This window comes from Paenibacillus sp. tmac-D7 (assembly GCF_006519665.1).
In the GTDB taxonomy this organism is placed as follows: Bacteria; Bacillota; Bacilli; order Paenibacillales; family NBRC-103111; genus Paenibacillus_G; species Paenibacillus_G validus.
In genome coordinates this window covers 1-22682 of record NZ_VIDW01000047.1, presented here as the reverse complement: position 1 = coordinate 22682, position 22682 = coordinate 1, and the positions used below count along the sequence as shown (strand labels likewise).

Sequence of the window (22682 nt, the reverse complement as noted above, 5' to 3'; positions counted from 1 at the left end):
CAGATAGCTGTCCCCACCACGTTTGGATATGGTGGGGACTTTTGAATATTAACACTCCGCAAACAATCGAAGGGTATAGTGGTAGTAAGCAAGCCTTGGAGGTGCACACGCATGAGCAATTATCCGATCATCGCTTCGGTTACGAAAGAGGAGCAAATTTCGAAAGTGCTGGAAAGCAGCGTCACGCGCGTGAATTTAATGGCAGGACATATCGGCAATCTGGAATCGATTATTCAACACATTCATGAAACAGGGAAACAGGTTTACGTCCATTTGGAGATGGTTTCGGGTTTGGGCAGGGATGCGCATACCGTCGAATATTTGGCAGCGAAGTTCAAGGTGGACGGCATCGTAACGACGAAGTCGAACGCGGTCGCTGCGGCCAGGCAGGCGGGCATCAGAAGCATTCAGCGCATCTTTGCCATTGACACTGCGGCCGTTCAAACGGCTGTTCGAATGATTGCGGGATCACATCCGGATGAGGTCGAGCTTATGCCCGGGTTAATGCCGAGGGTCATTCGCGAGCTGAAGAACACGATCAAGCAGCCGCTGATTGTCGGGGGATTGATCCGTTACGAGGAGGAAATCAGGGCTGCGCTGGAAAGCGGTGCAGATTTTATTTCCAGCGGTGATCCGTCCATGTGGAAGCACCCATTTGCACGCTGAAATTTACAAAACCTATGAACGGATTTTATCGTCCCTTGACAAAACTGCCTTATACTAAGTTTATATCGAACATATTTGCTGGTTACGATGGGTTGAGAACAGGAGAAAACCCTTGTTCAGTAAAATGTAAAAAAAAGCCGGGGCATCTGTGCGATGTGTCCGATGACGCTTATTTTACATTTTCGGACAAGGGTTATTTTTATTGGAAAGAGGTAGAGCGGTGACAGAACAGGGGACGCATCAGAAGAACGGGTTCCAGCCTTGCACAGGGGATGGCGCCAAGGAAGAAGGGCGGGTAAAGAAGCGCCCCGCCGGTTTGAATCAATTCGAAGGTTATTTGTTCGATCTGGACGGCACTGTGTATGCCGGCAATTCGATACTGCCGGGCGTGCTGCCTACGCTGAACAGGCTTCGCGAACAGGAGAAATCGCTGCTGTTCGTGACGAATACGACGATTCGCACCATCGAAGAGGTGCAGCAGCGGCTTGAACAGCTCGGGGTCGCATGCAGCGAGGATGAAATTATGACGGCGCTCAGCGTGGCCGGACTGTATTTCGGGGAGCATGAGCCGGGCGCCAAGGTGTTCATGATCGGCGAGCGGGCCATGAAGCTGGAGCTGGAACGGTACGGCGTGGAGACGACCGAGGACGCGCTGAGCGCGACGCATGTGCTGGTCGGATTGGACAGGCAGTTTACGTATGACAAGCTGACTCAAGGCATGAATGCCCTTCGCAATGGGGCGCTGCTCCTTGCAGCCAACCCGGACCCGTTCTGCCCGATCGACGACGGAGCGATTCCGGATACGTGGTCGCTGGTGAAGGCGCTGGAGACGGCGAGCTCACGCGAGACGTTCAAAGTGATCGGCAAGCCTTCCGCCTATTATGCGGAAAAGGCGTTCGAGAAGCTGTCTGTCGACCCCGGACGGTGTCTGATGGTCGGAGACCGGATCGAAACCGACATCCGCTTCGGCAAAGCGAGCGGCATGTATACGGCGCTTGTTCTGACAGGAGCCGATTCGCGCAAAGACATCATGTTGACGGGCGTCGAGCCGGATTACGTACTCGCTTCGTTAAGTGAAATTATCGGTGAACAGCGGCTATATACCGGAAGAAGCGGTACCAGCTGATACGCTGCATCAGGGGATTGTCCGAGCTGGATCATACCGGCAGTAACCTTCATTTGGCGAAGGATCTACATAAAACAGAATTTTAGGGAGGAATTTATCTATGAAAAAAGTATTGCTATCCGTGCTTGCGACAACATTCGTCCTGTCGGCTTGCGGCCAAGGAACAGCCGACAAGCCTGCAGCGCAAAACGGGAACGCAAGCTCAAGTCCGGCCGAAACGGCCAAAGCCGCCGATAAGCCGGTAGACGTGCAGTTTTATTTTCCGGTAGCCGTCGGCGGTCCGATCACGAAGCTGATCGATAAATTGGCCGACGATTTCCACAAGGAAAATCCGAACATTACCGTGAAGCCGGTCTACGGCGGCAGCTACCAGGATACGATGACGAAAGTCGCGACGGCTGTGCAGGGCGGTAATTCGCCGGATATCGCGGTCCTCTTGTCTACCGACTTATACAGCCTGCTCTCGATGAATGCGATCGAAGACTTGACGCCGCGGTTTTCCAAAGATTATTTTAACGGCTTCTATGAAGCGTTCATGGGCAACACCAAGTCCGGCGATACCGTATGGAGCGTTCCGTTCCAGCGCAGTACGATCGTGATGTACTACAACAAGGATCTGTTTAAGAAAGCGGGACTCGATCCGGACAAGGCGCCTGCCAACTGGAACGAGCTGAAGGAAGCCGCCAGCAAGCTGACGGTCAAAGACGCATCCGGTAAAGTGACGCAGTGGGGCATTGAAATTCCAAGCACCGGCTATCAATACTGGATGCTGCAGGCGATGTCGCTGCAAACAGGCACGAACATCATGTCGAACGACGGCAAGAAGGTCTATTTCAATAAACCGGAAGTGCAGGAAGCGCTGCAGTTCTACACGGACCTCGGACGCAAGGATAAAGTCATGCCTGAAGGCACATTGGAATGGGCGACCGTACCGTCCGATTTTATCAGCGGCAAAACCGCGATGATGTTCCATACGACAGGCAATCTAACGAAAGTGAAGACGGATGCGAAATTCAATTTCGGCGTAGCTTTCCTGCCGGCTAATAAGCAATACGGGTCTCCGACAGGAGGCGGCAATCTGTACGTGTTCAAAAACATTCCGGAAGAGCGCAAGGCAGCAGCGGTGAAATTTATCGAGTTTCTGACGAAACCGGAGCGGGTAGCCCAATGGTCGATCGATACGGGGTATGTCGGAACGACGAAGGCTTCCTATGAAACCGATTTGCTGAAAAATTACGTGAAAGATTTCCCGCAGGCGGCTGTGGCGAGAGATCAGCTGCAGTATGCGGACAGCGAACTGTCGACGTACCAAAACGGGCAAGTGACCAAGCTGTTTAACGACAATATTCAGGCTGTGCTGCTCGGTAAAATGACGCCTAAAGAAGCGCTCGATAAATCCCAGCAGCAGGCTGACGAAATTCTGAAAAGCTTCCAGAAGTAGCAGTCAATCATAGCTGTTAGGCAGTCGCGAACAAGCAGGACGTAGAAGAAGGGGGATTCGAATGATACAACGCGCGCCGGGCGCCAAACGAAAAATCAACTGGAGAGAGAACGGCTTCGCTTACGCGCTGCTTCTTCCTTCGCTTGTGTTTCTGGCTTTGTTTACCTTCTATCCGACGATTAAATCGGTGTATGTAAGCTTCTACAGCTCGAATTTGTCCGAAAGGAAGTTCGTCGGCTTCGACCAATATGTACAGGTGTTTCAGGATGATGTGTTTATGAAGGCGCTCGCCAACAATTTACTGCTCGTTCTTGGCACCGTGCCGGTAAGTATTTTGCTGGCGCTCTATCTGGCGGTTTGGATCAACAATAAGCTGAAGGGGACAAGTCTGCTGCGCGCGGCGTTTTTTTATCCGACCTTTATACCGATGATTGCGATCGCCAACATCTGGCTGTTTATCTATACGCCCGACTACGGATTGTTGGATAAATTTATCGGTGTCTTCGGCTTGACGGGGTACAATTGGCTGGGCGATCCGGATTGGGTCATGCTATCGATGATCGTCATGATCATCTGGAAGGAAGCGGGGTTTTTCATGATCTTTTATTTGGCAGGACTGCAGAACTTGCCGAGGGAAGTGTACGAAGCTGCGGAAATGGAAGGCGCGAGTCCCTTCCAGGCTTTTCGCAAGATCACCTTTCCGCTCTTGATGCCGACAACGCTGTTCGTCATGGTGATTGCCACAACGAACTCCTTTAAATTGGTCGACCACTTATACATCATGACAAAGGGAGGCCCCAATAACGCGAGCAATTTGCTGCTGTACCATATTTATGAGACGGCGTTCAGCTTTTGGGATATGGGCAAGGCGTCCGTGCTGACTGTCGTGCTTCTCGTTATTTTGCTTGTTATTTCCGTTTTCAATTACGCCTATCTGGACAAACGGATCCATTACTAGGAAGAAGAAAGGAGTTCTTCTATGGTGGCACGAGCGATCAACCGTTCCATTATCGTCTTGTTGGGGATGGCCTTTCTGGTTCCGCTGGTTTGGACCGTTGTCACATCGTTTACTCCCTCAAGCGAAGTCATCACAAGAATCAATCCGTTCGCGATAGAACATCCGACGTTTGCCAATTATATATCGGCATGGACGACCATTCCGTTTCTTCGGTACTACTCGAACACGATTTTGATCGTTACCGGCATTTTGGCGGTGCAGCTGATTACGGTTACGCTGGCTGCTTACGCGTTTGCACGGTTGCGTTTTATCGGACAGGGCGTCGTCTTTATTCTCTTCTTGACGCAGATCATGATTCCGCCGGACATTCTGATTTTCCCGAATTATTCAACGATGAAAGAGCTCGGCTTGATTGATAACAAGCTGGCAATTATGCTGCCTTATTGGGCTTCCTCGTTCGGCGTGTTTCTGCTGCGGCAGACGTTCAAGCAAATTCCGCTTGATTTGGACGATGCGTCCAAGGCGGACGGAGCCAAATGGTGGCAAACGCTGTGGCATGTATATTTGCCCTCGGCGAAACCGACTTATATCGCATTCGGGCTCATCTCGGTCAGTACGCACTGGAGCAATTTCATGTGGCCGCTTATCGTAACCGACTCGGTGGAAACCCGGCCGCTGACCGTCGGCATCGCCATATTCGCCCAATCGTTCGAGACGGGAGCCCAGTGGGGAACCGTAACGGCGGCGACGCTGCTGGTTATCCTGCCGCTGCTGCTCGTATTTTTCGTCTTCCAGCGTCAGTTTGTCGAGAGCTTCATGCATTCCGGATTAAAGTAAAAGAACGAAACATGAGAAGAGGGATGGAAGGATGATCGGGATGAATTGGAATCGTAACATGCCATGGGTATTTGCCCATAGGGGGGCGTCAGGGGAAGCGCCGGAAAATACGCTCGCTTCATTCCGGCAGGCGATCCTGCAGCAATGCGATGTCATCGAGCTGGATATTCATTTGACAAGCGACGGGCATGTCGTCGTCTGTCACGATGAAACGCTCGACCGTACGACGGACCGGAGCGGAGCGATTGCAGAGCTGACGCTGGAGGAAATCCGCCGGGCGGATGCCGGTTCCTGGTTTGACCCGGCTTTTGCAGGCGAACGAATTCCGCTGCTGCAGGAAGTGCTGGAGCTGGTGCCGGCTGAGATCGGCTTAAATATAGAGCTGAAGATGAGCTGCGGCGGAAGATTGGAAGAGGCGGCGATCAAGCTTCTCCGCGAGAACGGACGGCTCGATTCCGTGCTGTTCTCCTCCTACGATCACAAGCTGCTGCACCGGATCAAGCAGCAGGCGCCTGAAGCGCGCATCAGTCTCGTTTACGACTTCAAGCCGCTTCATCCGCTCTCGCTTATCCGTGATTTCGGGCTGGATGTGTTCGCCGTGTCGCTGTATCACGGGATGGTGGAACAGGAAGACGTCGAGGCCATTCGCAAGCATGGCAAGCATGTCATCGTGTGGACGGTCAATCAGGAGCCTGCGATGCGCCGGATGCTGGATTGCGGGGTTTCCGGCATCATCACCGATCACCCTGCCCTGTTGAAAAGTTAGGAGCATGGATAAGCACGAAAGTAGCTAGTGCCTGGTAACAGCGTAAACTTGCGCATGTTGCTCAGGCGCTGGCTTTTTTTTTATTTTTCAAAGTCCGCGGTAGTTAAAAGTGATGGTCTAATGCCGCCCCTTATGGTAAATTAATTACAATTTATATCTTCCCAAAAAAAAGGAGGATTGTCGGATGACCAACCCGAGAATCGACAACGGGTATTCGGAACATCAAGCTCGGAAGCCCGTCGGTCAAACGTCGTCGGTCGGCTTCCAGGTGGGGGTTCGAAGAACGCTGCCGCTGTCCCAAGAGCAGGCATGGCGCTTGCTTACGTCGCCGGAGGGCTTATCCTGGTGGCTGGGCGGGCTGTCCGCCTTGCAGCTGGAACCCGGGCAGCGTTTCTTCTCCAAAGAAGGCACGTCCGGCGAGCTGCGGATCGTAAAGCCGCTCGAACAGCTCCGGTTGTCGTGGCAGCGAGCAGGTTGGGAGCAAGCTTCGACTTTGCAAATTCGTTTACTGGCTGCGGCCGGCGGCAGGACGACGATCAGCTTTCATCAAGAAAAGCTGAAGGATGCGAATGTGCGGGAACAGATGAAGCTGTATTGGGAAGAGGTGCTGGCAAGGCTTACGGAGAAGGCTAAGGCGAAGTAAATCACGAGCGGTGAGCTTTGTGAATCACGAGGATGGTCGACCTTCGACTCGATCGGGTATGCTGAAATCCGGCTCGCCTAAACCTAGTAAACAATTTCGGAGGTACGACAACATGACCGTTGGGAACGGAGCCGGGGCTGAAAAACGCCGACTGAGTCAACTTTACTTTTTGTACTACGCCGCTGTCGGCATCTACATGCCGTACTTGGCGCTATATTTGCAGCAATCGGGCATGAACGGGGTGGCGATCGGCAGCACCATGGGGCTGCTGCCCGTCATTGGGGTCATCTCTCCGCTGTTTTGGGGGTGGCTGTCGGACAGATGGGGGAAAACCGTCGCCGTGATGGCCATTCTTCTGGGCGGAGCGGCCTTCTGGCTGATTCTCTTTATGAGCATGCGGCAGCTTCTGCTGACCGTGGCCGTTTTAGTGCTGATTACGCTGTTCATTAACGCCTATCCGTCCCTGTTGGACGGGATGACGCTATCTTACCTGCAAACCGCCTCCGGGCAGTACGGCCGGCTCCGGGTGTGGGGCTCGGTCGGTTACGGCGTCGGCGGGATGATCGCCACCGCCGTACTGTGGCGGCTGCCGATGGGAAGCTTGTTCCTGACTGCGGCGTTGATTCTGCTGCTCGGGATAGCCGTAACCTTGAGGCTGAAGACCGCCTCACCGTCTTCCGCCGACAGAACCGGCCGAGCTCAAGGCCCCCGAGGACTGGGTTCGGCACCGTTCGTCTTGTTTCTGCTGATGGCGTTTCTGCTGCAGGTGGCAAACAGCTTCTACGGCTCGTTCTTCGGCATTTACATTCACGACGTCGGGGGAACGCAAAGCGCGATCGGCATCGCCAACGTCATCAGCTCGGTCTGCGAGCTTCCGTTCTTTTATTACGCCTCCACGGTCGTTGCGCGCTTCGGCGCCTTAAGGACGCTATCCGCAGCCGGGCTGCTGTATGCCCTGCGGTGGGGCTTGCTCGGGGCGTTCCCCGGGATGGCGACGGCTTACAGTACGCAGCTGCTGCACGGCTGCACCTTCTGCTTGTATTTCGCTGCGGCCATGGATTACATCGCGCGCTCGATACCGGAGCGTTCCCGAACGACCGGCATTGCCGTCTTCACAGCCGTCATCGCCTTGGCGGGTATTCTCGGCAACGTGATGAACGGCTTTTTGTATGATTACCAGGGCTTGCTGTCGATGCCCTATGCGTCGTCCTTGTTCGCTGTGCTCGCCGGGAGCGGCTTCATCGGGCTGGAACGGCACGAGGCGCGTTTACGGGCTCGAGGCTCCTTATCGTGACTGTGTTTGGATAGACCGGCAGCGGGAGCGTACGGCTGCGCGCTGCCGTGTGCCCGGCATCGTCCGCTTCCAAACGATGGGGAGTATGGGCGCAGGAATGCCGGATGGCCCCCGGGCCGAGGCTGGAAAGCCTGATTGTCCGTATTCCAACCGGGGCGGGGGGTTAGCCCGCCTGCGCACAGCTCCTGCTGACCGTTGGAGCGGACGTTATCCGGTAGGGAGGAAGGCGTCCGCAACTGATTTCCATCCGGAAGGCGGAAAAAAAGGATTGTCGAAAGCAAATAAATGTAGTAATATCAGATTAAGCGCTTAACCCGGATGGGAACGGCGCTTGAGCCAATAGAGGTGAAGCGCTTAACCCAATAAAAAAGTTTTATGTAGAAGGGAGTTTCACGATTTATGAGCACGATTCGTCTTACGATGGCACAAGCCTTGCTCCGGTTTTTGGATGCCCAGTACGTTTCGATGGACGGGGTTGAAACGAAGTTCGTGCAAGGCGTGATGGGAATCTTCGGTCACGGCAACGTAACAGGGCTCGGTGAAGCGCTCGAACGCAGCGCCGGCGCCTTAACGTATGTACAAGGCAAAAACGAGCAAGGCATGGTTCATGCTGCAACCGCTTTCGCGAAGCAGCGCAACCGCCGCCAAATTTACGCCTGCACGTCATCGATCGGCCCCGGGGCTTTAAACATGGTCACGGCGGCGGCTACTGCCACGGTCAACCGCATCCCGGTGCTGCTGCTGCCCGGCGATAATTTCGCGACCCGCCAGCCGGACCCGGTTCTGCAGCAGCTGGAGGTGGCCGGCGATTATACCGTCTCGGCGAACGATCCGTTCAAGCCGGTCAGCAAATATTGGGACCGGATTACACGTCCCGAGCAGCTACTGACGGCCGGGCCGAACGCGATGCGCGTGTTGACCGACCCGGCCGAGACAGGCGCGGTGACGCTTGCCCTGCCGCAGGATGTACAGGCGGAAGCTTACGATTACCCGCTGTCGTTCTTCGCGAAGCGGGTGCATTATATCGACCGGCGGCCGCCGGCTCCGGATGCGGTGAAGCGTGCGGCGGAGCTGGTGCGCGGCAAGCGCAAGCCGCTGCTGATCGCCGGCGGCGGCGTGCTGTACGCGTCCGCGACGGCGGAGCTGGCGGCATTCGCCGAGGCGTTCGGCATTCCGGTAGCCGAGACGCAGGCGGGCAAAAGTTCGCTGCCGTGGAATCATCCGCTGAACGTCGGAGCGATCGGCGTAACCGGCACGCTGGCCGCCAACCGCCTGGCGCAGGAGGCGGATCTCATTATCGGCGTCGGCACGCGGTATTCCGATTTTACGACGTCGTCGAAATCGGCGTTCAGGAACCCGGAAGTGCAGTTCGTCAACGTGAACGTCAGCGGCTTCGATTCGGCGAAGCTGAACGGGGTCGCGTTGACCGCCGATGCGAAGGAAGCGCTCCGCGCGCTGCACGAAGCGCTGGCGGCGTCGGCCTACCGCAGCGGTTACGCCGAAGGGGACATTGCGGCGCAGAAGGCGCAATGGGACGGGGAGGTCGACCGCTTGTACGCGGCGGAGCACGAAGCGGGCTTGGCGCAAACCCGGGCGCTCGGCGTGATCAACGAGACGATCGAGCCGACCTCGGTCATCGTATGCGCGGCAGGGAGCTTGCCCGGCGATCTGCACCGGCTGTGGCGGCCGGTTGAGCCGAAGACCTATCACATGGAATACGGCTTCTCCTGCATGGGCTACGAGATTGCCGGTGCATTCGGCGCGGCGCTCGCCGAGCCGGGCCGTGAGGTGTACGCTATCGTGGGCGACGGCAGCTACCTGATGCTGCACTCCGAGCTCGTCACCAGTCTGCAGGAAGGACGCAAAATCACGGTGCTGCTGTTCGATAACCACGGTTTCCAGTGTATCCATAACTTGCAGCGGGGCCACGGCAGCGACGGCTTCGGCAATGAATTCCGCTACCGCTCGAACGAAACGGGCCGGCTGACGGGCGGCTACCTGCCGATCGACTTTACGGCGCATGCGCGCAGCTTGGGGGCGAAGGCTTACAAGGCGACGACGCCGGAAGAGCTGAAGGACGCACTGCTGCGGGCAAAAGGTGAAACCGTCACGACGCTGATCGAAATTCCCGTCGTACCGGGCACGAACACGGACGGGTATGAGTCGTGGTGGAACGTCGGCGTGCCGGAAGTGTCCGTCAGCGACAAGGTGAAGCAAGCAAGCGAACGCATGAATGCGCGTATTCAAGCGGTTAAACTCATATAACGGAAAAGGGGGAGTCCGGGCATGCCGAATCCTGAGCAACAGCAAAAGCCAGTGCTGCCTTTTAAGCTGGGCATTCATCCGATCAACTGGGTCGGCGAGGACGTGAAAGAGCACGGCGCGGATACGACATATGAACAAATTTTGGACGAAATCGCGGCGCTTGGTTTAACCGGGACGGAGATGGGGCGCAAATATCCGACCGATCCGGAGGTATTAAAGGCGGAGCTGTCCCGACGGGGCATCAGGCTCGTATCGCAGTGGAAGTCGGTGCTGTTCTCCGACCCGTCCTACCGCGAGAGCGAGCTGCAAGCGTACCGGAAACACGTCGAGTTTCTGAAAGAAATGGGCAGTCAAGTCATCAGCACGTGCGAGATCGGAGGATCGCTGCATTTCGATCCGCGCCGTACGCCGAACGAGAAGGAAGTGCTTCGGCTGGACGAGGCCGGCTGGCAGAGCCTTGCGGAAGGGTTGAACGCCGCCGGTGCCATCGCCAGGGAGTATGGCCTTAAGCTGACGTATCATCATCATGGCGGAACCGTGGTGGAGCAGCCGGAAGAGATCGACCGGCTGATGGAGCTGACCGATCCGGAGCTCGTGTACTTGCTGTTCGATACCGGCCACGCCTACTACGGCGGGGCGGACCCGCTGGAGGTGCTGCGCAAGTATTACGACCGGATCGCATACATTCACCTGAAGGATATCCGGCAGGAGGTGCTCGATCAGGCAAGGGCCGAGCAGGCGGATTTCGTCACCTGTATCCGCAAGGGCGTATTTACCGTTCCGGGCGACGGCTGCCTTGATTTTACCCCGATCTTCCGGGAACTGCTGTCCCGCGGGTACGACGGCTGGGCGATGCTCGAAGGCGAGCAGGACCCCGTCGTGCATCCGGCTTACGAATATGCGAAGAAGGCGATCGCGCATATCGAATCTCTTATTTCCAAGGAAAGAAGGTAGCGAAGCGATGACCTATGTCACATTTCCGGCGGAGAAGCCGCTGGACTTTGTCGCCATCGGGCGGCTCTGCATCGACTTAAATGCGAACGAAATTAACCGTCCGATGGAAGAGACGACGACGTTCACGAAATACGTCGGCGGTTCGCCGGCCAACATTACGATCGGGATGGCGCGGTTCGGGCTCCGCACGGCATTTATCGGGAAGATCGCGGACGATCAAATGGGCCGCTTCATCGCCGATTACTTGCAGCGCAACCGGATCGAGACGTCGAACGTCGTCACGGACCGGACCGGGGCGGTGACGGGGCTTGCTTTTACGGAGATTAAAAGCCCGACCGACTGCAGCATCCTGATGTACCGCGATAACGTGGCCGACCTCAAGCTGACGCCGGACGAGGTGAGCGAAGAGCTGATCGCCCGGTCGAAGGTGCTGCTGATCTCGGGGACGGCGCTCGCCCAGAGCCCGTCGCGGGAAGCGGTGTTCCAGGCGCTGCATTATGCCAAGAAACACGGCGCGGTCATTGTCTTCGACCTGGACTATCGGCCTTACACGTGGACTTCGCCGGAAGAAACGGCCGTCTACTATAACCTCGCCGCCGAGAAATGCGACATCCTGCTCGGCACGCGCGAGGAGTTCGATATGATGGAGCGGTTCGATGCGAATCCGGAGCACAGCGACGCCGTGACGGCGGGCAAATGGTTTGATTACTCGGCCAAAATCGTCATCATCAAACACGGCAAGGAAGGCTCCATCGCCTATACGCAGGATGGTGTCGGCCATCGGGCACAAAGCTATCCGGCTCGCGTCGTCAAAACCTTCGGGGCGGGCGACTCGTACGCGGCCGGGTTCCTGTACGGCGTCATGCAGGGCTGGACGCTCGAGAAGAGCATGGCCTTCGGCAGTGCGTCAGCCTGCATCGTGATCTCCAGCCACAGCTGCTCCGACGCCATGCCGACAGCCGAGCAGGTGCACGACTATATCGAACGCTGCAACCGCGGTGAAGTGACGGCTTCTTAAGCTTCTGATAACGAACGGCAACCTAACGAGCGAAAGGGGATTTTTTTTCCATGACCATTACGTTAAAAAACTGGATCGGCGGCGTCTGGGTCGAATCCGCATCCGCCAAAACCGAGCCCGTCTATAATCCGGCTACCGAAGAGGTGCTTGCTTACGTACCGCTTTCCACGAAAGAAGACGTGGACCGCGCCGTACAAAATTCGAAGGAAGCGTTCGCTGTATGGAGCCGAACGCCGGTTCCGCGCCGCGCCCGCATTTTGTTCAAGTACCAGCAGCTGCTGGTCGATCATTGGGAAGAGCTGGCGCAGCTTGTGACGAAGGAGAACGGCAAAAGCTATACGGAAGCGTACGGCGAAGTGCTGCGGGGCATCGAGTGCGTGGAGTTCGCGGCAGGCGCCCCGAACCTGATGATGGGCAAGCAGCTTCCTGATATCGCGTCCAATCTGGAGTCGGGCATGTACCGGTATCCGGTAGGCGTCGTCGCGGGGATTACTCCCTTCAACTTCCCGATGATGGTGCCGTGCTGGATGTTCCCGCTCGCGATCGCCTGCGGCAACACGTTCGTGCTGAAGCCGTCGGAGCGCACGCCGCTGCTGGCTAACCGGCTCGCGGAGCTGTTCCAGGAAGCCGGACTTCCGGAAGGCGTGCTCAACATCGTACATGGCGCGCATGACGTCGTAAACGGGGTCCTCGAGCACCCGGACGTTCGCGCGGTATCCTTCGTCGGCTCCCAGCCGGTCGCAGAGTATGTGTACAAAACCGCATCCGCTCACGGCAAACGCGTTCAGGCGCTGGCAGGCGCCAAAAACCACTCGATCGTCATGCCGGACGCCGATCTCGATCTGACGGTGAAAGAGATCATCAACGCGTCGTTCGGCTCTGCGGGCGAGCGCTGCATGGCGTGCTCCGTCGTTGTCGCGGTCGGCGAGATCGGCGATACGCTGGTGAACCGGCTTGTCGAAGCGGCTAATGCCATCACCATCGGCAACGGCCTGGACGAAGGCGTGTTCCTGGGGCCGGTCATTCGCGGACCGCACAAGCAGCGGACGATCGGATATATCGAGACCGGCGTGAACGAAGGCGCGCTGCTGGTTCGCGACGGCCGTCAGGACGCCGCTTGTCACACAGAGGGCTACTTCGTCGGACCGACGATTTTCGATCAGGTGTCGGACGAGATGAAAATATGGCAGGATGAGATCTTCGCACCGGTGTTGTCGGTCGTGCGCGTCGCTACGTTGGATGAAGCGATTGAGCTGGCCAACCGTTCGGACTTTGCCAATGGCGCCTGCCTGTTCACGAAGAACGGCAGCCATGTTCGCCAGTTCCGCGAAACGATCGATGCGGGGATGCTCGGCGTCAACCTCGGCGTTCCTGCCCCGATGGCGTTCTTCCCGTTCTCCGGTTGGAAAAAGTCGTTCTACGGCGATTTGCACGCCAACGGCACCGACGGCGTGGAATTTTATACCCGTAAGAAAATGTTGACGGCCCGCTGGTAAGTCCAGTGACCTTAGCCCGCATGAAGGAGAGAACATTATGGCACTCGTCTCGATGAAGCAGATGCTGCTTGGCGCCTTGGAAGGCGGCTATGCGGTCGGGCAGTTTAATTTAAATAACCTGGAGTTTACGCAAGCGATTTTGCAAGCCGCCCAGGAGGAGCGGGCGCCGGTCATCCTGGGCGTCAGCGAGGCGTACATCCCTTACATGGGGGGCCTCCCCTGCATTGTGGGGATGGTCAAGTCGCTGATCGACCATTACGGGGTCACCGTACCGGTCGCGCTGCATCTGGACCACGGCTCGACGTACGAGCTGTGCCTGCGTGCGCTGCATGCCGGATTCACGTCGGTCATGATCGATGCGTCACACCATTCGCTCGAGCATAACATCGACGTGACGCAGCGCGTCACGCAGGCGGCGCATGCGCTGGGAGCTACGGTGGAAGCGGAGCTCGGCCGGATTACCGGACGCGAGGACGACCTGGTCGTCGACGAGGCGGAAGGCATGTACGCCGTGCCGGACGAGTGCGCGCGCCTTGTACGCGAGACGGGCATCGACTGTCTCGCCCCGGCGCTCGGCTCGGTGCACGGCCCGTACCGCGGACAGCCGAAGCTCGGCTTCGAGCGGATGGGCGTCATCCAGCGCATGACGGGGGTGCCGCTCGTGCTGCACGGCGGAAGCGGGCTGCCGGATGAGGAAATCCGGCAGGCGATCTCGCTCGGCACGTGCAAGATCAACGTCAATACCGACAATCAAATGGCGTGTACGGCGGCGATCCGGGCCTTTCTGAATGAACGACCCGATGCGTATGATCCGCGAAACTATTTGATTCCGGCGCGGGAGGCGATCAAATCTTCCGTTATCGCCAAGATGCGTTTATTCGGCAGTTCAGGGCAAGCAGGTAAGCAGGCTAAGCAGGCTAAGCAGGCTAATTGAGAGGAGACCTATCGTGAACAAGATCAGAATCGGAATTATCGGCGCAGGCCGAATCGGCAAAATTCATGCCGACAATTTGCTAAGGCTGCCGCAAGCGGAAATTGCGGCTGTCAGCGATCTATTCGCCGGCCCGGAATTGGAAGCATGGGCGGCGGATCGCGGCATCGCGCGCGTGACGAAAGACAGCGGCGACATTATTGCCGACCCGCAGATCGATGCAATCTTCATCTGCTCGACGACCGATACGCACGTGCCTTTAATCAAGCAGGCGGCGCAGGCGGGCAAGCACATCTTTTGCGAGAAGCCGGTCAGCATGGATATTCATCAAACGGTGGAGGCGCTGGAGGCGGTCCGGCAAGCGGGCGTGAAGCTGCAAATCGGCTTTAACCGCCGCTTCGACCATAACTTCAAACGCGTGCGCGAGCACGTGCAGGGCGGTACGATCGGCGATCCGCATATTGTGAAAATTACGTCCCGCGATCCGAATCCGCCGCATCCCGATTACATTAAAGTATCCGGCGGCATTTTCATGGATATGATGATCCACGACTTCGACATGGCCCGCTACGTATCCGGCAGCGAGGTGGAGGAAGTGTATGCGCAGGGCAACGTGCTGATCAACCCGGTGATCGGCGAGCTTGGCGACCTCGACACCGCGATTGTGACGCTGCGCTTTGCGAACGGTGCGCTCGGCGTCATCGACAACAGCCGCCAGGCTGTGTACGGCTATGATCAACGGGTGGAAGTTTTCGGCTCGAAGGGCAGCGTTGCGGTATCCAACGACCATCCGAATACGGCGGAAATCAGCACGGCGGAAGGGATTGTCCGCGACAAGCCGCTGCACTTCTTCCTCGAGCGCTACAACGCGGCTTATATCGAAGAGACGCAGCTGTTTATCGAGAGCTTGACGAACGGCAGCCCGCTGATCGTGGACGGGAATGACGGCTTGCAGGCGGAGCTGATCGCACTCTCGGCCAAGCTGTCCTACAAGCTGGGGCGTCCGGTGAAGACGGCCGAGGCGATCCGGCTCCTGGAATCGGAGCAATTGAAGGAAACGGTTTAAGGAAACGGTTTAACGAAAGAAAGGAGAGGCGAACATGTCGAAGCTGATCGTAAAACCGGAACAGACGCCGGATCGGGAAGGCGTGGTACTGAACATCACCCCGGAGTCGGCGCAGTGGGACTATGTCGGCTTTCAGGTGGTGCGTTTGGCGGAAGGCCAGACGCTCCGCCGGGAAACCGGCAGCATGGAAGTGTGCCTGGTGCTGCTGAGCGGCATCGCAGACGTTGCAACGGCGCATGAAGCATGGCCGGGTATCGGTCGGAGAATGAGCGTGTTTGAGAAAACGCCGCCGTATTCGGTTTACGTGCCGAACGACGACCGCTACGAGGTGACTGCGCGGACGGCGGTCGAGCTGGCCGTCTGCGAGGCGCCGGGCCGGGGCGGGCACGCCGCCCGTTTAATCGCGCCGGAGCAAGTCGGTGTGGAAATGCGCGGGTACGGGTCGATCGAGCGGCAGGTTCATAATATTTTGCCAGAGCAGGAGCCGGCGGACAGTCTCTTGGTGGTGGAAGTGTTCACTCCGAGCGGACACTGGTCCAGCTACCCGCCGCATAAGCACGACCGGGATGCGCTGCCGGACGAATCGCTGCTGGAGGAGACTTATTATTTCCGCGTACAGCCCGAGCAAGGCTTTGCGGTTCAGCGGGTGTACACGGACGACCGTTCGCTTGACGAGACGCTCATCGTCCAGGACGGGCAAGCGGTGCTCGTGCCGAAAGGTTACCATCCGGTATCCGCTCCTCCGGGCTACGAGGTGTATTACTTGAACGTCATGGCCGGACCGACGCGAGTGTGGAAATTTCATAACGACCCCGACCACGCTTGGATCATGACGAAGCCACGTACCTAGACGGGCACGCAAAGCGGTTGCATGTTGTTCTCCTTCTGCGCATAATAGAAGGAAATCCGACAAGCGGGGAATCCACATGAAAGCAACCATATACGACGTCGCGCGCGAAGCCGGCGTGTCGATAGCGGCCGTATCGCAAGTCATCAACGGCAAGGGCAAGATCAGCGAGGAACGGCGGGCTGAAATTATGCGCGTGATGGAGCGGCTGAACTACCAGCCGAGTGTCATTGCCGCCGCCCTGACGGGCAAAAAGACCTACACCCTCGGGCTGCTCGTGCCCGATATTTCCAACCCGTTCTTCGCCGAGATTGCGCGGGCGGTCGAGGATCAAGGACACAGTCTCGGCTACAGCCTTGTTATTTGCAGCACGGACAACAAGGATGAGCGCGTGGAACGTTATTTATCGCTGCTGCAGCAAAAAAGCGTTGACGGCATGATCATCGGAACCGGGATGGACAACAAGGAAATGCTGAAGCCGCTGCTTGAGAATTCGATCCCGATCGCGATGATCGCCCGGGAAATGCCCGGTCACGACGTGCAGACGGTGATCACGGACGACTTCGCCGGCGGCCGTCTTGCCGCGGAGCATCTGCTGGGGCTCGGCCATACCCGGCTGGCCGTGCTTGCCGAGCAGCTCAAGGTAAGCAGCAGCCGGGAGCGGATTCGCGGCTTCCGGCAGCGGCTGGCGGAGGCCGGCATCGATTTGCCGGACGATCGGGTGCTTGCAAGCGGCGACGCCCTGGTCAAGGACGGCAAGCGCAAAGCGACGGAGCTGCTGCAGCGGGCGGAACGTCCGACGGCGATTTTTTGCTGCAACGATCTGCTTGCAATCGGTGCGCTGCAGGCGGCGAAGGAGCTCGGGCTCCGCGTGCCGGAGCAGCTGTCCATTGTCGGCTTCGACAATACGATATTGGCGACGGTCACAGAGCCTCCGCTGACAACGGTTTCCCAGCCGACCGAGGAGATGGGCAAGCTGGCCGTCGATTTGCTGCTCAGCCAGCTGAAGAAGGAAGAGGGCGGCTCAAGGCGAACGGTGCTGCAGCCTGAGCTCGTGACCCGGCGATCGACGGCCGCGCCTTCGAACGAATAACGTGCGCGCGGGTTATCGCGCGAGCAGGTACGGAATCGGACAATACCGCAGGTCGTGGTTCCGCTATTGCGCTAGTGTGCCGCCCGAGCGCCCGCTTGCGCAATCGACTTGCTGCCCGCTCCATTGGCGGCCGCAGCGTATATAACCAAGAAGGGTTGGGGATGCTCCCCAACCCTTCTTGGTTTATTCGATTACATGCGCCGCTCCACGCTCCCCGTTGCCCGTCGTTCACTCCAGGTGAGTTGCAAGGTGCTACTGCCAATGTGTTACAATGAAAACAGTGGAACAGAATGTAACAGAGTATGGATCGGATAGGTGGGGGAGCGAGCATGAGTGACGGGCTTCAAGGTTTTCTAACGAAACACGAGCAAATTATGGATCATATCGAAAATTTGTCAGCGGGCACCCGCATTTCCGTACGGAAAATCGCCCAAATGCTTGAAGTGAGTGAAGGCACGGCCTACCGTGCTATCAAGGAAGCGGAAAATTTGGGGCTCGTCACGACGAAAGAGCGAATCGGGACGATCCGTGTCGATAAGAAGGAGCGGCAGCATTTTGATAAATTAACGTTCGCGGAGGTCGTCAACATCGTGGACGGAGAGGTGCTCGGGGGCGCCGCCGGGCTGCATAAGCCGCTGAACAAATTCGTTATCGGCGCCATGCAGCTTGAAGCGATGAAGCGTTATATCGAGCCGGACAATCTGCTGATCGTGGGCAACCGGAGCCAGGCCCAGCTGTATGCGCTCGGGCAAGGGGCGGGCGTTCTCGTGACGGGCGGCTTTCATGCGGATGAAGAGGCCCGGAAGCTGGCGGACGAGCTGGAGCTGCCGATCATATCGAGCAGCTATGATACGTTTACGGTGGCGACCATGATTAACCGCGCCATTTACGATCGTCTGATCAAGAAAAAAATTCTTCTCGTCCAGGACATCATCCGTACGGACAGCCCAGTGTACTCGCTGCGCGTCACAGATACGGTCAACGATATGCAGAAGCTGGTCGACGAACACGGGCACACGCGGTTTCCCGTCGTGGATGAGTTTAACCGCCCGGTCGGCATTATTACGACGAAGGATGTGCTGCGTGCGCAGCCGGAGCAGAAGGTTCACGCCTACATGACGAAAAATCCGCTGACCATCAGCGCCAATACTTCCGTCGCCTCGGTGAGCCATACGATGATTTGGGAAGGCATCGAATTGATTCCGGTGATCGATCATAACCGCAAGATGATCGGCGTGATCAGCCGTAAGGACGTGCTGAAAGCGATGCAGTATATCCAAACCCAGCCGCAGAACGGCGAGACGATCGAAGATCTCATCTGGTCCGGATTCGAGAAGGTTCGTCAGCCCGACGGCAGGCCCTGCTTCCGCGGCACCGTCACCGCCCGCATGACCAACTATGCGGGGATGGTGTCGGAAGGCGTATTAACGACACTGATGAATCAGGCGGCGTTGCGGACGGTACGCGACCAGAACCGGGGCAACTTGATTCTGGACAGTTCCTCGAACTATTTCCTGCTGCCGATTCCGATCGACAGCACCATTGAAATTTTCCCGATGATCATTGAGTTCAGCCGCAGGTTTTGTAAGATCGAGGTAGAGATTTATCACGAGGGCAAGCGAATGGCCAAGTCGATGTTCACGGCGCGTTTGATGGACCAGGTATAGGCTGAAGACCGGGGTCTGCGAAGAGGAATGGGGGAGCGGGGATGCGGTATTACGGGATCGTCATCGCGGCGATAGGCATCGATCAGGCGACGAAGCTCTGGGTGCGCTTCCATATGCACTTGGGCGAAACCTTGGTCATCTGGCAGGACGTGCTTCACTTTACGTATTATCGCAACAGCGGAGCGGCAGGAAGCACCTTCCAGGGCTATGGCCGTTATTTTATTATTCCGGCCGTGCTGTTCGTTCTTTACATGGCTTATGCCCGCAAGCAGGGGCAGCTCAAGAACGGTATGGCCGAGGCGGGAGCCGCGCTTCTCGTCGGCGGCGCGATCGGCAACGCGATCGACCGGGCGGTGTTCGGATGGGTGACCGATTTTGTGGATAACGGCCGCGGGATATTAAACTTGGCCGATATCGCAATTCAAGTCGGCGTCCTGCTGCTCTTGGCCGACGCCGTGCGGGATTTCATTGTGAGTCGCCGAGGACGTAAGAGCAATCCTCTAACGTAAGGCTCGTCATCCGATGAAGGCTGGACGATACCCGGCCATGATGGGCGGGCGAGGCGCAGCGCAAGGAAAGATTGGCATAATGCTGAAAGTGGAGGGAATTCTAAGGGAAAACCGGCAAAGCGCAGGTGAATCTCTTGAACGTTACCGCTGTTCCCTTTCAAGCTAAAGCAAACATGCTCTTATACGCGGCGATTCTGTTTCTGGTGGAATTCGTGCGCGGCGCTTTTCTCATTTCCTTCCTGCCTGCATACGGCGTTCATCGGCTGGGCTTGTCGACGGCCGGCGTCGGCATTGCGGTGTCCGTACACTATGTCACGGATACGCTGATCAAATGCGGCGCCGGGTATTTGCTTGACCGCTTCTCGCTTCGGCTGATCGCCCCGATCGGGCTTGCATGCTCGCTCGCCGGTCTCCTCATGATGCTGGCTGCCCCTGCGTTATGGCTGCTGGCTCTCGCCGCGGCCCTGTTCGGCGTCGGCATATCGCCGGTATGGCTCGGCGGTTTAAGCCGGGTCGATTCGAAGCGGCGGGCGTCGCACATGGGCGTCATCTATACGTGCTGGCTGGCGGGACTCGGTTCAGGCCCCGTCGCGATCAATTTCCTGCTTGACCGCAGCTATACGGCCGCGTATTGGCTGATGATCGGCTTGTGGGGCGCCGCGCTCGTTTTGTCGCTTTGGCTCGGCGCCGCCGGTCAAGACCAGGTAACCGGGCAGCTTTCGCTCCGGCGGCAGCTTTCCTTGCTGGGGGAGCGGCTGCGCGCGATGAAGGCGCTGCTGCCCGGGATGATGATGCAGACGACCGCAGCAAGCATGCTCGTTCCCGTCATGCCCGGGTTTGCCGCATCGAACCTCGGTCTGAGCTACTCGCAGTATTCGTTGGTGCTCATTGCCGGAGGCGGCCTGACAATGCTGGGCTTAATTCCGATGGGGAAGCTATCCGACCGTTTCGGGAAACGCTGGTTTATCGTGCTCGGCTATTCCGCCTTTGCCCTGGCGCTTTTCGGATTGACTTTAACCCGCTCCCTCGGCATGGCCGTGCTGGTCGCTTCGGTGCTGGGGATTTCGTATGCAGCGGTGCTCCCCGCCTGGAACGCGGTGCTTGCCCAATACGTGCCGAAGGAGCAAAAAGGGCTGGGCTGGGGGCTTTTCTCCAGCGTGGAAGGCATCGGGGTCATGATCGGTCCGGTCCTGGGCGGATGGATCGCCGACCGGTTCAGCCCCGCCATGAGCGTGCTGACCAGCGCCGGTATACTCGGCCTGCTCGCCCTGTATTATTTGTTCGTGCTGTTTGGCGCGCTGAAGCTGAAGATGGAGGCTTGAAGGCGTCCGTCCGTCAAATAGCGGAACGGCAGTCGTTCACTCGTTTCGAAGCCTTGGCGACAACCGCTGGATCCGCCCCTCCATGTCCGCGCGCTGTACCTTCCCCATCGCCCCCGTCGAGGCATCACGGCCGACCGCATCTCCCACCCCCGTGGAGGCATCACGGCCGGCCGACCGCGTCCCACCGCAGCCCGTCGAGGCCACCGCACCCACCCCCTGCACCCTTTTCGCTTATTTTAGAAGATAATTCTGCCCGGTGTCCTCAGCTCCGCAAACTAAACGCCATTTTGAAATTAATTCAACAAAGCACATCGGAAAAGAGGCGTTGAAATACACGGCCTCTTCGCAGCATAAGCTGATTTTATAGGATATATTTAGAGAAGTGATAGGAAACCCGGCGAAAGTTTATTCCAAATCGAAATAAAGTGGAGTATAATAGAGTCAACAACACGATGAGCCATCGTTGTAAGGGGGCGGGCTATATGATAACGGGTCGACTTCGCCTATTAGGGCAATTATTTTATACGTTTCTGCGAATGGGTCCCGTCACGTTCGGCGGCGGTTATGCGATGATTCCCGTTATCGAGCGGGAGGTGACGGTCAAGCGCCGATGGATCGAAGAGCATGAGATGTCCGAGGTGCTATCCGTTTCCGGATCGGCCCCGGGGGGCATCGGCGTGAACGCTGCGGCGTTCATCGGTTACCGGCTGGCCGGAATGCCGGGAGCGGCATCCGCTATCGTAGGCATCACGCTGCCGACGTTTATCATTGCGATACTGCTAAGCGCCGGGTACGCCGTCTTCGGCGGGTATGCGAAGATCGAAGCGGCGCTGCAGGGCATTCATGCTGCCGTGTTCGGTCTCATTCTTGTTGCCGCCTACAGAATGGGCCGCAACGCCGTTTACGACATGACGACGTTTCTATCCGCGGCCTGTACCGTCGTGCTGCTGATTTCCGCATCGATCCATCCTTTATTTCTGATCGCTTCGGGCATCTGGGCAGGCATCTCTTTCGTTATCGTGAAACAAAAGCTGGGCATGGTCGTTCGTCTGAACAAAGACGCGGATACCGGGGCGGAAGCGGACGGAAGCTCTGCGCCTAAAGTACCGGCTTACGCCGATTATTACATTGCCGACGGCATCTGAATGTGAGGTGAAGCGCCATGCTATGGAGCTTATTTGTTTCGTTTTTCAAAATCGGCCTCATGTCGTTCGGCGGCGGCTATGCGATGGTTCCGATCATTCAGCATGAGGTTGAAGCGAACGGCTGGCTGAGCGCCGCTGCGTTCGCCGAAACGGTCTCCCTGGCCGGCATGGCGCCGGGACCGATGGCGACCAATTGCGCTACGCTGGTCGGCTTGAAGACGGCGGGCCTCCCCGGCGCAATCGCGTCTACGGGGGGCATGGTGCTGCCTTCGCTGCTCGTGGTCGTGACGATTGCGGCGTTCTTTTTCAAGTTCCATCGGCATGCGTGGGTGCGGGCGTCCTTCTACGGGCTCCGTCCCGTCGTCACGGGCTTGATTCTGTACGCTGCGCTGCGGTTCGGGGTGGTCGAAGCGGTCAGCCCGCTGTGGAGCTGGCACACCTTCGGCTCGATCCTTATTGCGGGCGGCGTGATTGTCGGCATCTTGAAGTACAAGATGCATCCCGCGGCCATTCTGGTCTTGTCGGGCTTGGTCGGCATAGCGTTCTTCAGCTAGACCCCGCTGACCGCCGCCTGCCTCCGCCGCCACGTTGAAAAGAAGCGGCGTCTCCATTATGATCAGGGTATCGGATGGAGCATA

21 protein-coding genes are annotated in these 22682 nt (G+C 57.7%); all 21 read left to right on the top strand.

Annotated elements, in window-relative coordinates:
* The first annotated feature begins 111 nt into the window (after window positions 1-111).
* The 21 genes from FKP33_RS22530 (at window position 112) to FKP33_RS22430 (ending at window position 22598) form a co-directional block, all read left to right on the top strand.
* A complete protein-coding gene (locus FKP33_RS22530) occupies window positions 112-666 on the top strand; it encodes a glycerol-3-phosphate responsive antiterminator (RefSeq protein WP_054800343.1) in 555 nt (184 codons plus the stop codon).
* A 220-nt stretch (window positions 667-886) separates the two neighbouring features.
* On the top strand, window positions 887-1792 hold the full coding sequence (locus tag FKP33_RS22525; RefSeq protein ID WP_236595796.1) for an HAD-IIA family hydrolase: 906 nt from the start codon (window positions 887-889) through the stop codon (window positions 1790-1792).
* Between the two features lie 100 nt (window positions 1793-1892).
* Window positions 1893-3233 (top strand): ABC transporter substrate-binding protein, encoded by a 1341-nt coding sequence (locus tag FKP33_RS22520; protein ID WP_127605031.1) that lies wholly within the window; start codon window positions 1893-1895, stop codon window positions 3231-3233.
* Window positions 3234-3294: 61 nt separating this feature from the next.
* On the top strand, window positions 3295-4191 hold the full coding sequence (locus FKP33_RS22515; protein ID WP_141336422.1) for a carbohydrate ABC transporter permease: 897 nt from the start codon (window positions 3295-3297) through the stop codon (window positions 4189-4191).
* A gap of 24 nt (window positions 4192-4215) precedes the next feature.
* Complete coding sequence (locus FKP33_RS22510; RefSeq protein ID WP_127605070.1) at window positions 4216-5028, top strand: carbohydrate ABC transporter permease; 813 nt, start codon at window positions 4216-4218, stop codon at window positions 5026-5028.
* 40 nt (window positions 5029-5068) lie between these two features.
* Window positions 5069-5794, top strand: coding sequence for a glycerophosphodiester phosphodiesterase (locus FKP33_RS22505; RefSeq protein WP_258313530.1), 726 nt, complete (start codon window positions 5069-5071; stop codon window positions 5792-5794).
* Between the two features lie 184 nt (window positions 5795-5978).
* Window positions 5979-6437 carry an SRPBCC family protein gene (locus tag FKP33_RS22500; RefSeq protein WP_054798295.1) on the top strand — a complete coding sequence of 153 codons (459 nt, stop codon included), beginning with the start codon at window positions 5979-5981 and terminating at the stop codon, window positions 6435-6437.
* A gap of 112 nt (window positions 6438-6549) precedes the next feature.
* Window positions 6550-7731 carry an MFS transporter gene (locus tag FKP33_RS22495; RefSeq protein WP_181410248.1) on the top strand — a complete coding sequence of 394 codons (1182 nt, stop codon included), beginning with the start codon at window positions 6550-6552 and terminating at the stop codon, window positions 7729-7731.
* 399 nt (window positions 7732-8130) lie between these two features.
* The gene (gene iolD, locus FKP33_RS22490) at window positions 8131-9996 is read left to right on the top strand and encodes a 3D-(3,5/4)-trihydroxycyclohexane-1,2-dione acylhydrolase (decyclizing) (protein WP_141336420.1); all 1866 of its coding nucleotides are present in this window, start codon (window positions 8131-8133) and stop codon (window positions 9994-9996) included.
* Window positions 9997-10017: 21 nt separating this feature from the next.
* Entirely contained in the window at window positions 10018-10950 is a 933-nt protein-coding gene (gene iolE / locus FKP33_RS22485) for a myo-inosose-2 dehydratase (protein WP_054796329.1), read from the top strand.
* Between the two features lie 7 nt (window positions 10951-10957).
* The gene (iolC, locus tag FKP33_RS22480) at window positions 10958-11968 is read left to right on the top strand and encodes a 5-dehydro-2-deoxygluconokinase (protein ID WP_054796330.1); all 1011 of its coding nucleotides are present in this window, start codon (window positions 10958-10960) and stop codon (window positions 11966-11968) included.
* Window positions 11969-12018: 50 nt separating this feature from the next.
* Window positions 12019-13464 (top strand): CoA-acylating methylmalonate-semialdehyde dehydrogenase, encoded by a 1446-nt coding sequence (locus tag FKP33_RS22475; RefSeq protein ID WP_127605017.1) that lies wholly within the window; start codon window positions 12019-12021, stop codon window positions 13462-13464.
* Window positions 13465-13501: 37 nt separating this feature from the next.
* Window positions 13502-14398 carry a class II fructose-1,6-bisphosphate aldolase gene (gene fba / locus FKP33_RS22470; RefSeq protein ID WP_141336419.1) on the top strand — a complete coding sequence of 299 codons (897 nt, stop codon included), beginning with the start codon at window positions 13502-13504 and terminating at the stop codon, window positions 14396-14398.
* A 13-nt stretch (window positions 14399-14411) separates the two neighbouring features.
* Window positions 14412-15461, top strand: a complete 1050-nt coding sequence (gene iolG, locus FKP33_RS22465; RefSeq protein WP_141336418.1) for an inositol 2-dehydrogenase — start codon at window positions 14412-14414, stop codon at window positions 15459-15461.
* A gap of 34 nt (window positions 15462-15495) precedes the next feature.
* Complete coding sequence (gene iolB, locus FKP33_RS22460; protein WP_054800169.1) at window positions 15496-16311, top strand: 5-deoxy-glucuronate isomerase; 816 nt, start codon at window positions 15496-15498, stop codon at window positions 16309-16311.
* Between the two features lie 76 nt (window positions 16312-16387).
* On the top strand, window positions 16388-17401 hold the full coding sequence (locus FKP33_RS22455) for a LacI family DNA-binding transcriptional regulator (protein ID WP_141336417.1): 1014 nt from the start codon (window positions 16388-16390) through the stop codon (window positions 17399-17401).
* Between the two features lie 329 nt (window positions 17402-17730).
* Entirely contained in the window at window positions 17731-19068 is a 1338-nt protein-coding gene (locus FKP33_RS22450; protein WP_127605013.1) for a DRTGG domain-containing protein, read from the top strand.
* A gap of 41 nt (window positions 19069-19109) precedes the next feature.
* On the top strand, window positions 19110-19577 hold the full coding sequence (gene lspA / locus FKP33_RS22445) for a signal peptidase II (protein ID WP_141336416.1): 468 nt from the start codon (window positions 19110-19112) through the stop codon (window positions 19575-19577).
* A gap of 134 nt (window positions 19578-19711) precedes the next feature.
* Window positions 19712-20899, top strand: a complete 1188-nt coding sequence (locus FKP33_RS22440; RefSeq protein WP_230876084.1) for an MFS transporter — start codon at window positions 19712-19714, stop codon at window positions 20897-20899.
* Window positions 20900-21381: 482 nt separating this feature from the next.
* Entirely contained in the window at window positions 21382-22044 is a 663-nt protein-coding gene (locus FKP33_RS22435; protein ID WP_141336415.1) for a chromate transporter, read from the top strand.
* Window positions 22045-22061: 17 nt separating this feature from the next.
* Window positions 22062-22598, top strand: a complete 537-nt coding sequence (locus FKP33_RS22430; RefSeq protein WP_127605007.1) for a chromate transporter — start codon at window positions 22062-22064, stop codon at window positions 22596-22598.
* The last annotated feature ends 84 nt before the right edge of the window (window positions 22599-22682 follow it).

Excerpts from the sequence above, each read along its gene's own strand:
- FKP33_RS22530 (WP_054800343.1), top strand. The coding sequence starts at position 112 with ATGAGCAATTATCCGATCATCGCTTCGGTTACGAAAGAGGAGCAAATT.
- FKP33_RS22520 (WP_127605031.1), top strand. The coding sequence starts at position 1,893 with ATGAAAAAAGTATTGCTATCCGTGCTTGCGACAACATTCGTCCTGTCG.
- FKP33_RS22515 (WP_141336422.1), top strand. The coding sequence starts at position 3,295 with ATGATACAACGCGCGCCGGGCGCCAAACGAAAAATCAACTGGAGAGAG.
- FKP33_RS22505 (WP_258313530.1), top strand. The coding sequence starts at position 5,069 with ATGAATTGGAATCGTAACATGCCATGGGTATTTGCCCATAGGGGGGCG.
- FKP33_RS22500 (WP_054798295.1), top strand. The coding sequence starts at position 5,979 with ATGACCAACCCGAGAATCGACAACGGGTATTCGGAACATCAAGCTCGG.
- FKP33_RS22495 (WP_181410248.1), top strand. The coding sequence starts at position 6,550 with ATGACCGTTGGGAACGGAGCCGGGGCTGAAAAACGCCGACTGAGTCAA.
- iolD (WP_141336420.1), top strand. The coding sequence starts at position 8,131 with ATGAGCACGATTCGTCTTACGATGGCACAAGCCTTGCTCCGGTTTTTG.
- iolE (WP_054796329.1), top strand. The coding sequence starts at position 10,018 with ATGCCGAATCCTGAGCAACAGCAAAAGCCAGTGCTGCCTTTTAAGCTG.
- iolC (WP_054796330.1), top strand. The coding sequence starts at position 10,958 with ATGACCTATGTCACATTTCCGGCGGAGAAGCCGCTGGACTTTGTCGCC.
- FKP33_RS22475 (WP_127605017.1), top strand. The coding sequence starts at position 12,019 with ATGACCATTACGTTAAAAAACTGGATCGGCGGCGTCTGGGTCGAATCC.
- fba (WP_141336419.1), top strand. The coding sequence starts at position 13,502 with ATGGCACTCGTCTCGATGAAGCAGATGCTGCTTGGCGCCTTGGAAGGC.
- iolB (WP_054800169.1), top strand. The coding sequence starts at position 15,496 with ATGTCGAAGCTGATCGTAAAACCGGAACAGACGCCGGATCGGGAAGGC.
- FKP33_RS22455 (WP_141336417.1), top strand. The coding sequence starts at position 16,388 with ATGAAAGCAACCATATACGACGTCGCGCGCGAAGCCGGCGTGTCGATA.
- FKP33_RS22450 (WP_127605013.1), top strand. The coding sequence starts at position 17,731 with ATGAGTGACGGGCTTCAAGGTTTTCTAACGAAACACGAGCAAATTATG.
- lspA (WP_141336416.1), top strand. The coding sequence starts at position 19,110 with ATGCGGTATTACGGGATCGTCATCGCGGCGATAGGCATCGATCAGGCG.
- FKP33_RS22435 (WP_141336415.1), top strand. The coding sequence starts at position 21,382 with ATGATAACGGGTCGACTTCGCCTATTAGGGCAATTATTTTATACGTTT.
- FKP33_RS22430 (WP_127605007.1), top strand. The coding sequence starts at position 22,062 with ATGCTATGGAGCTTATTTGTTTCGTTTTTCAAAATCGGCCTCATGTCG.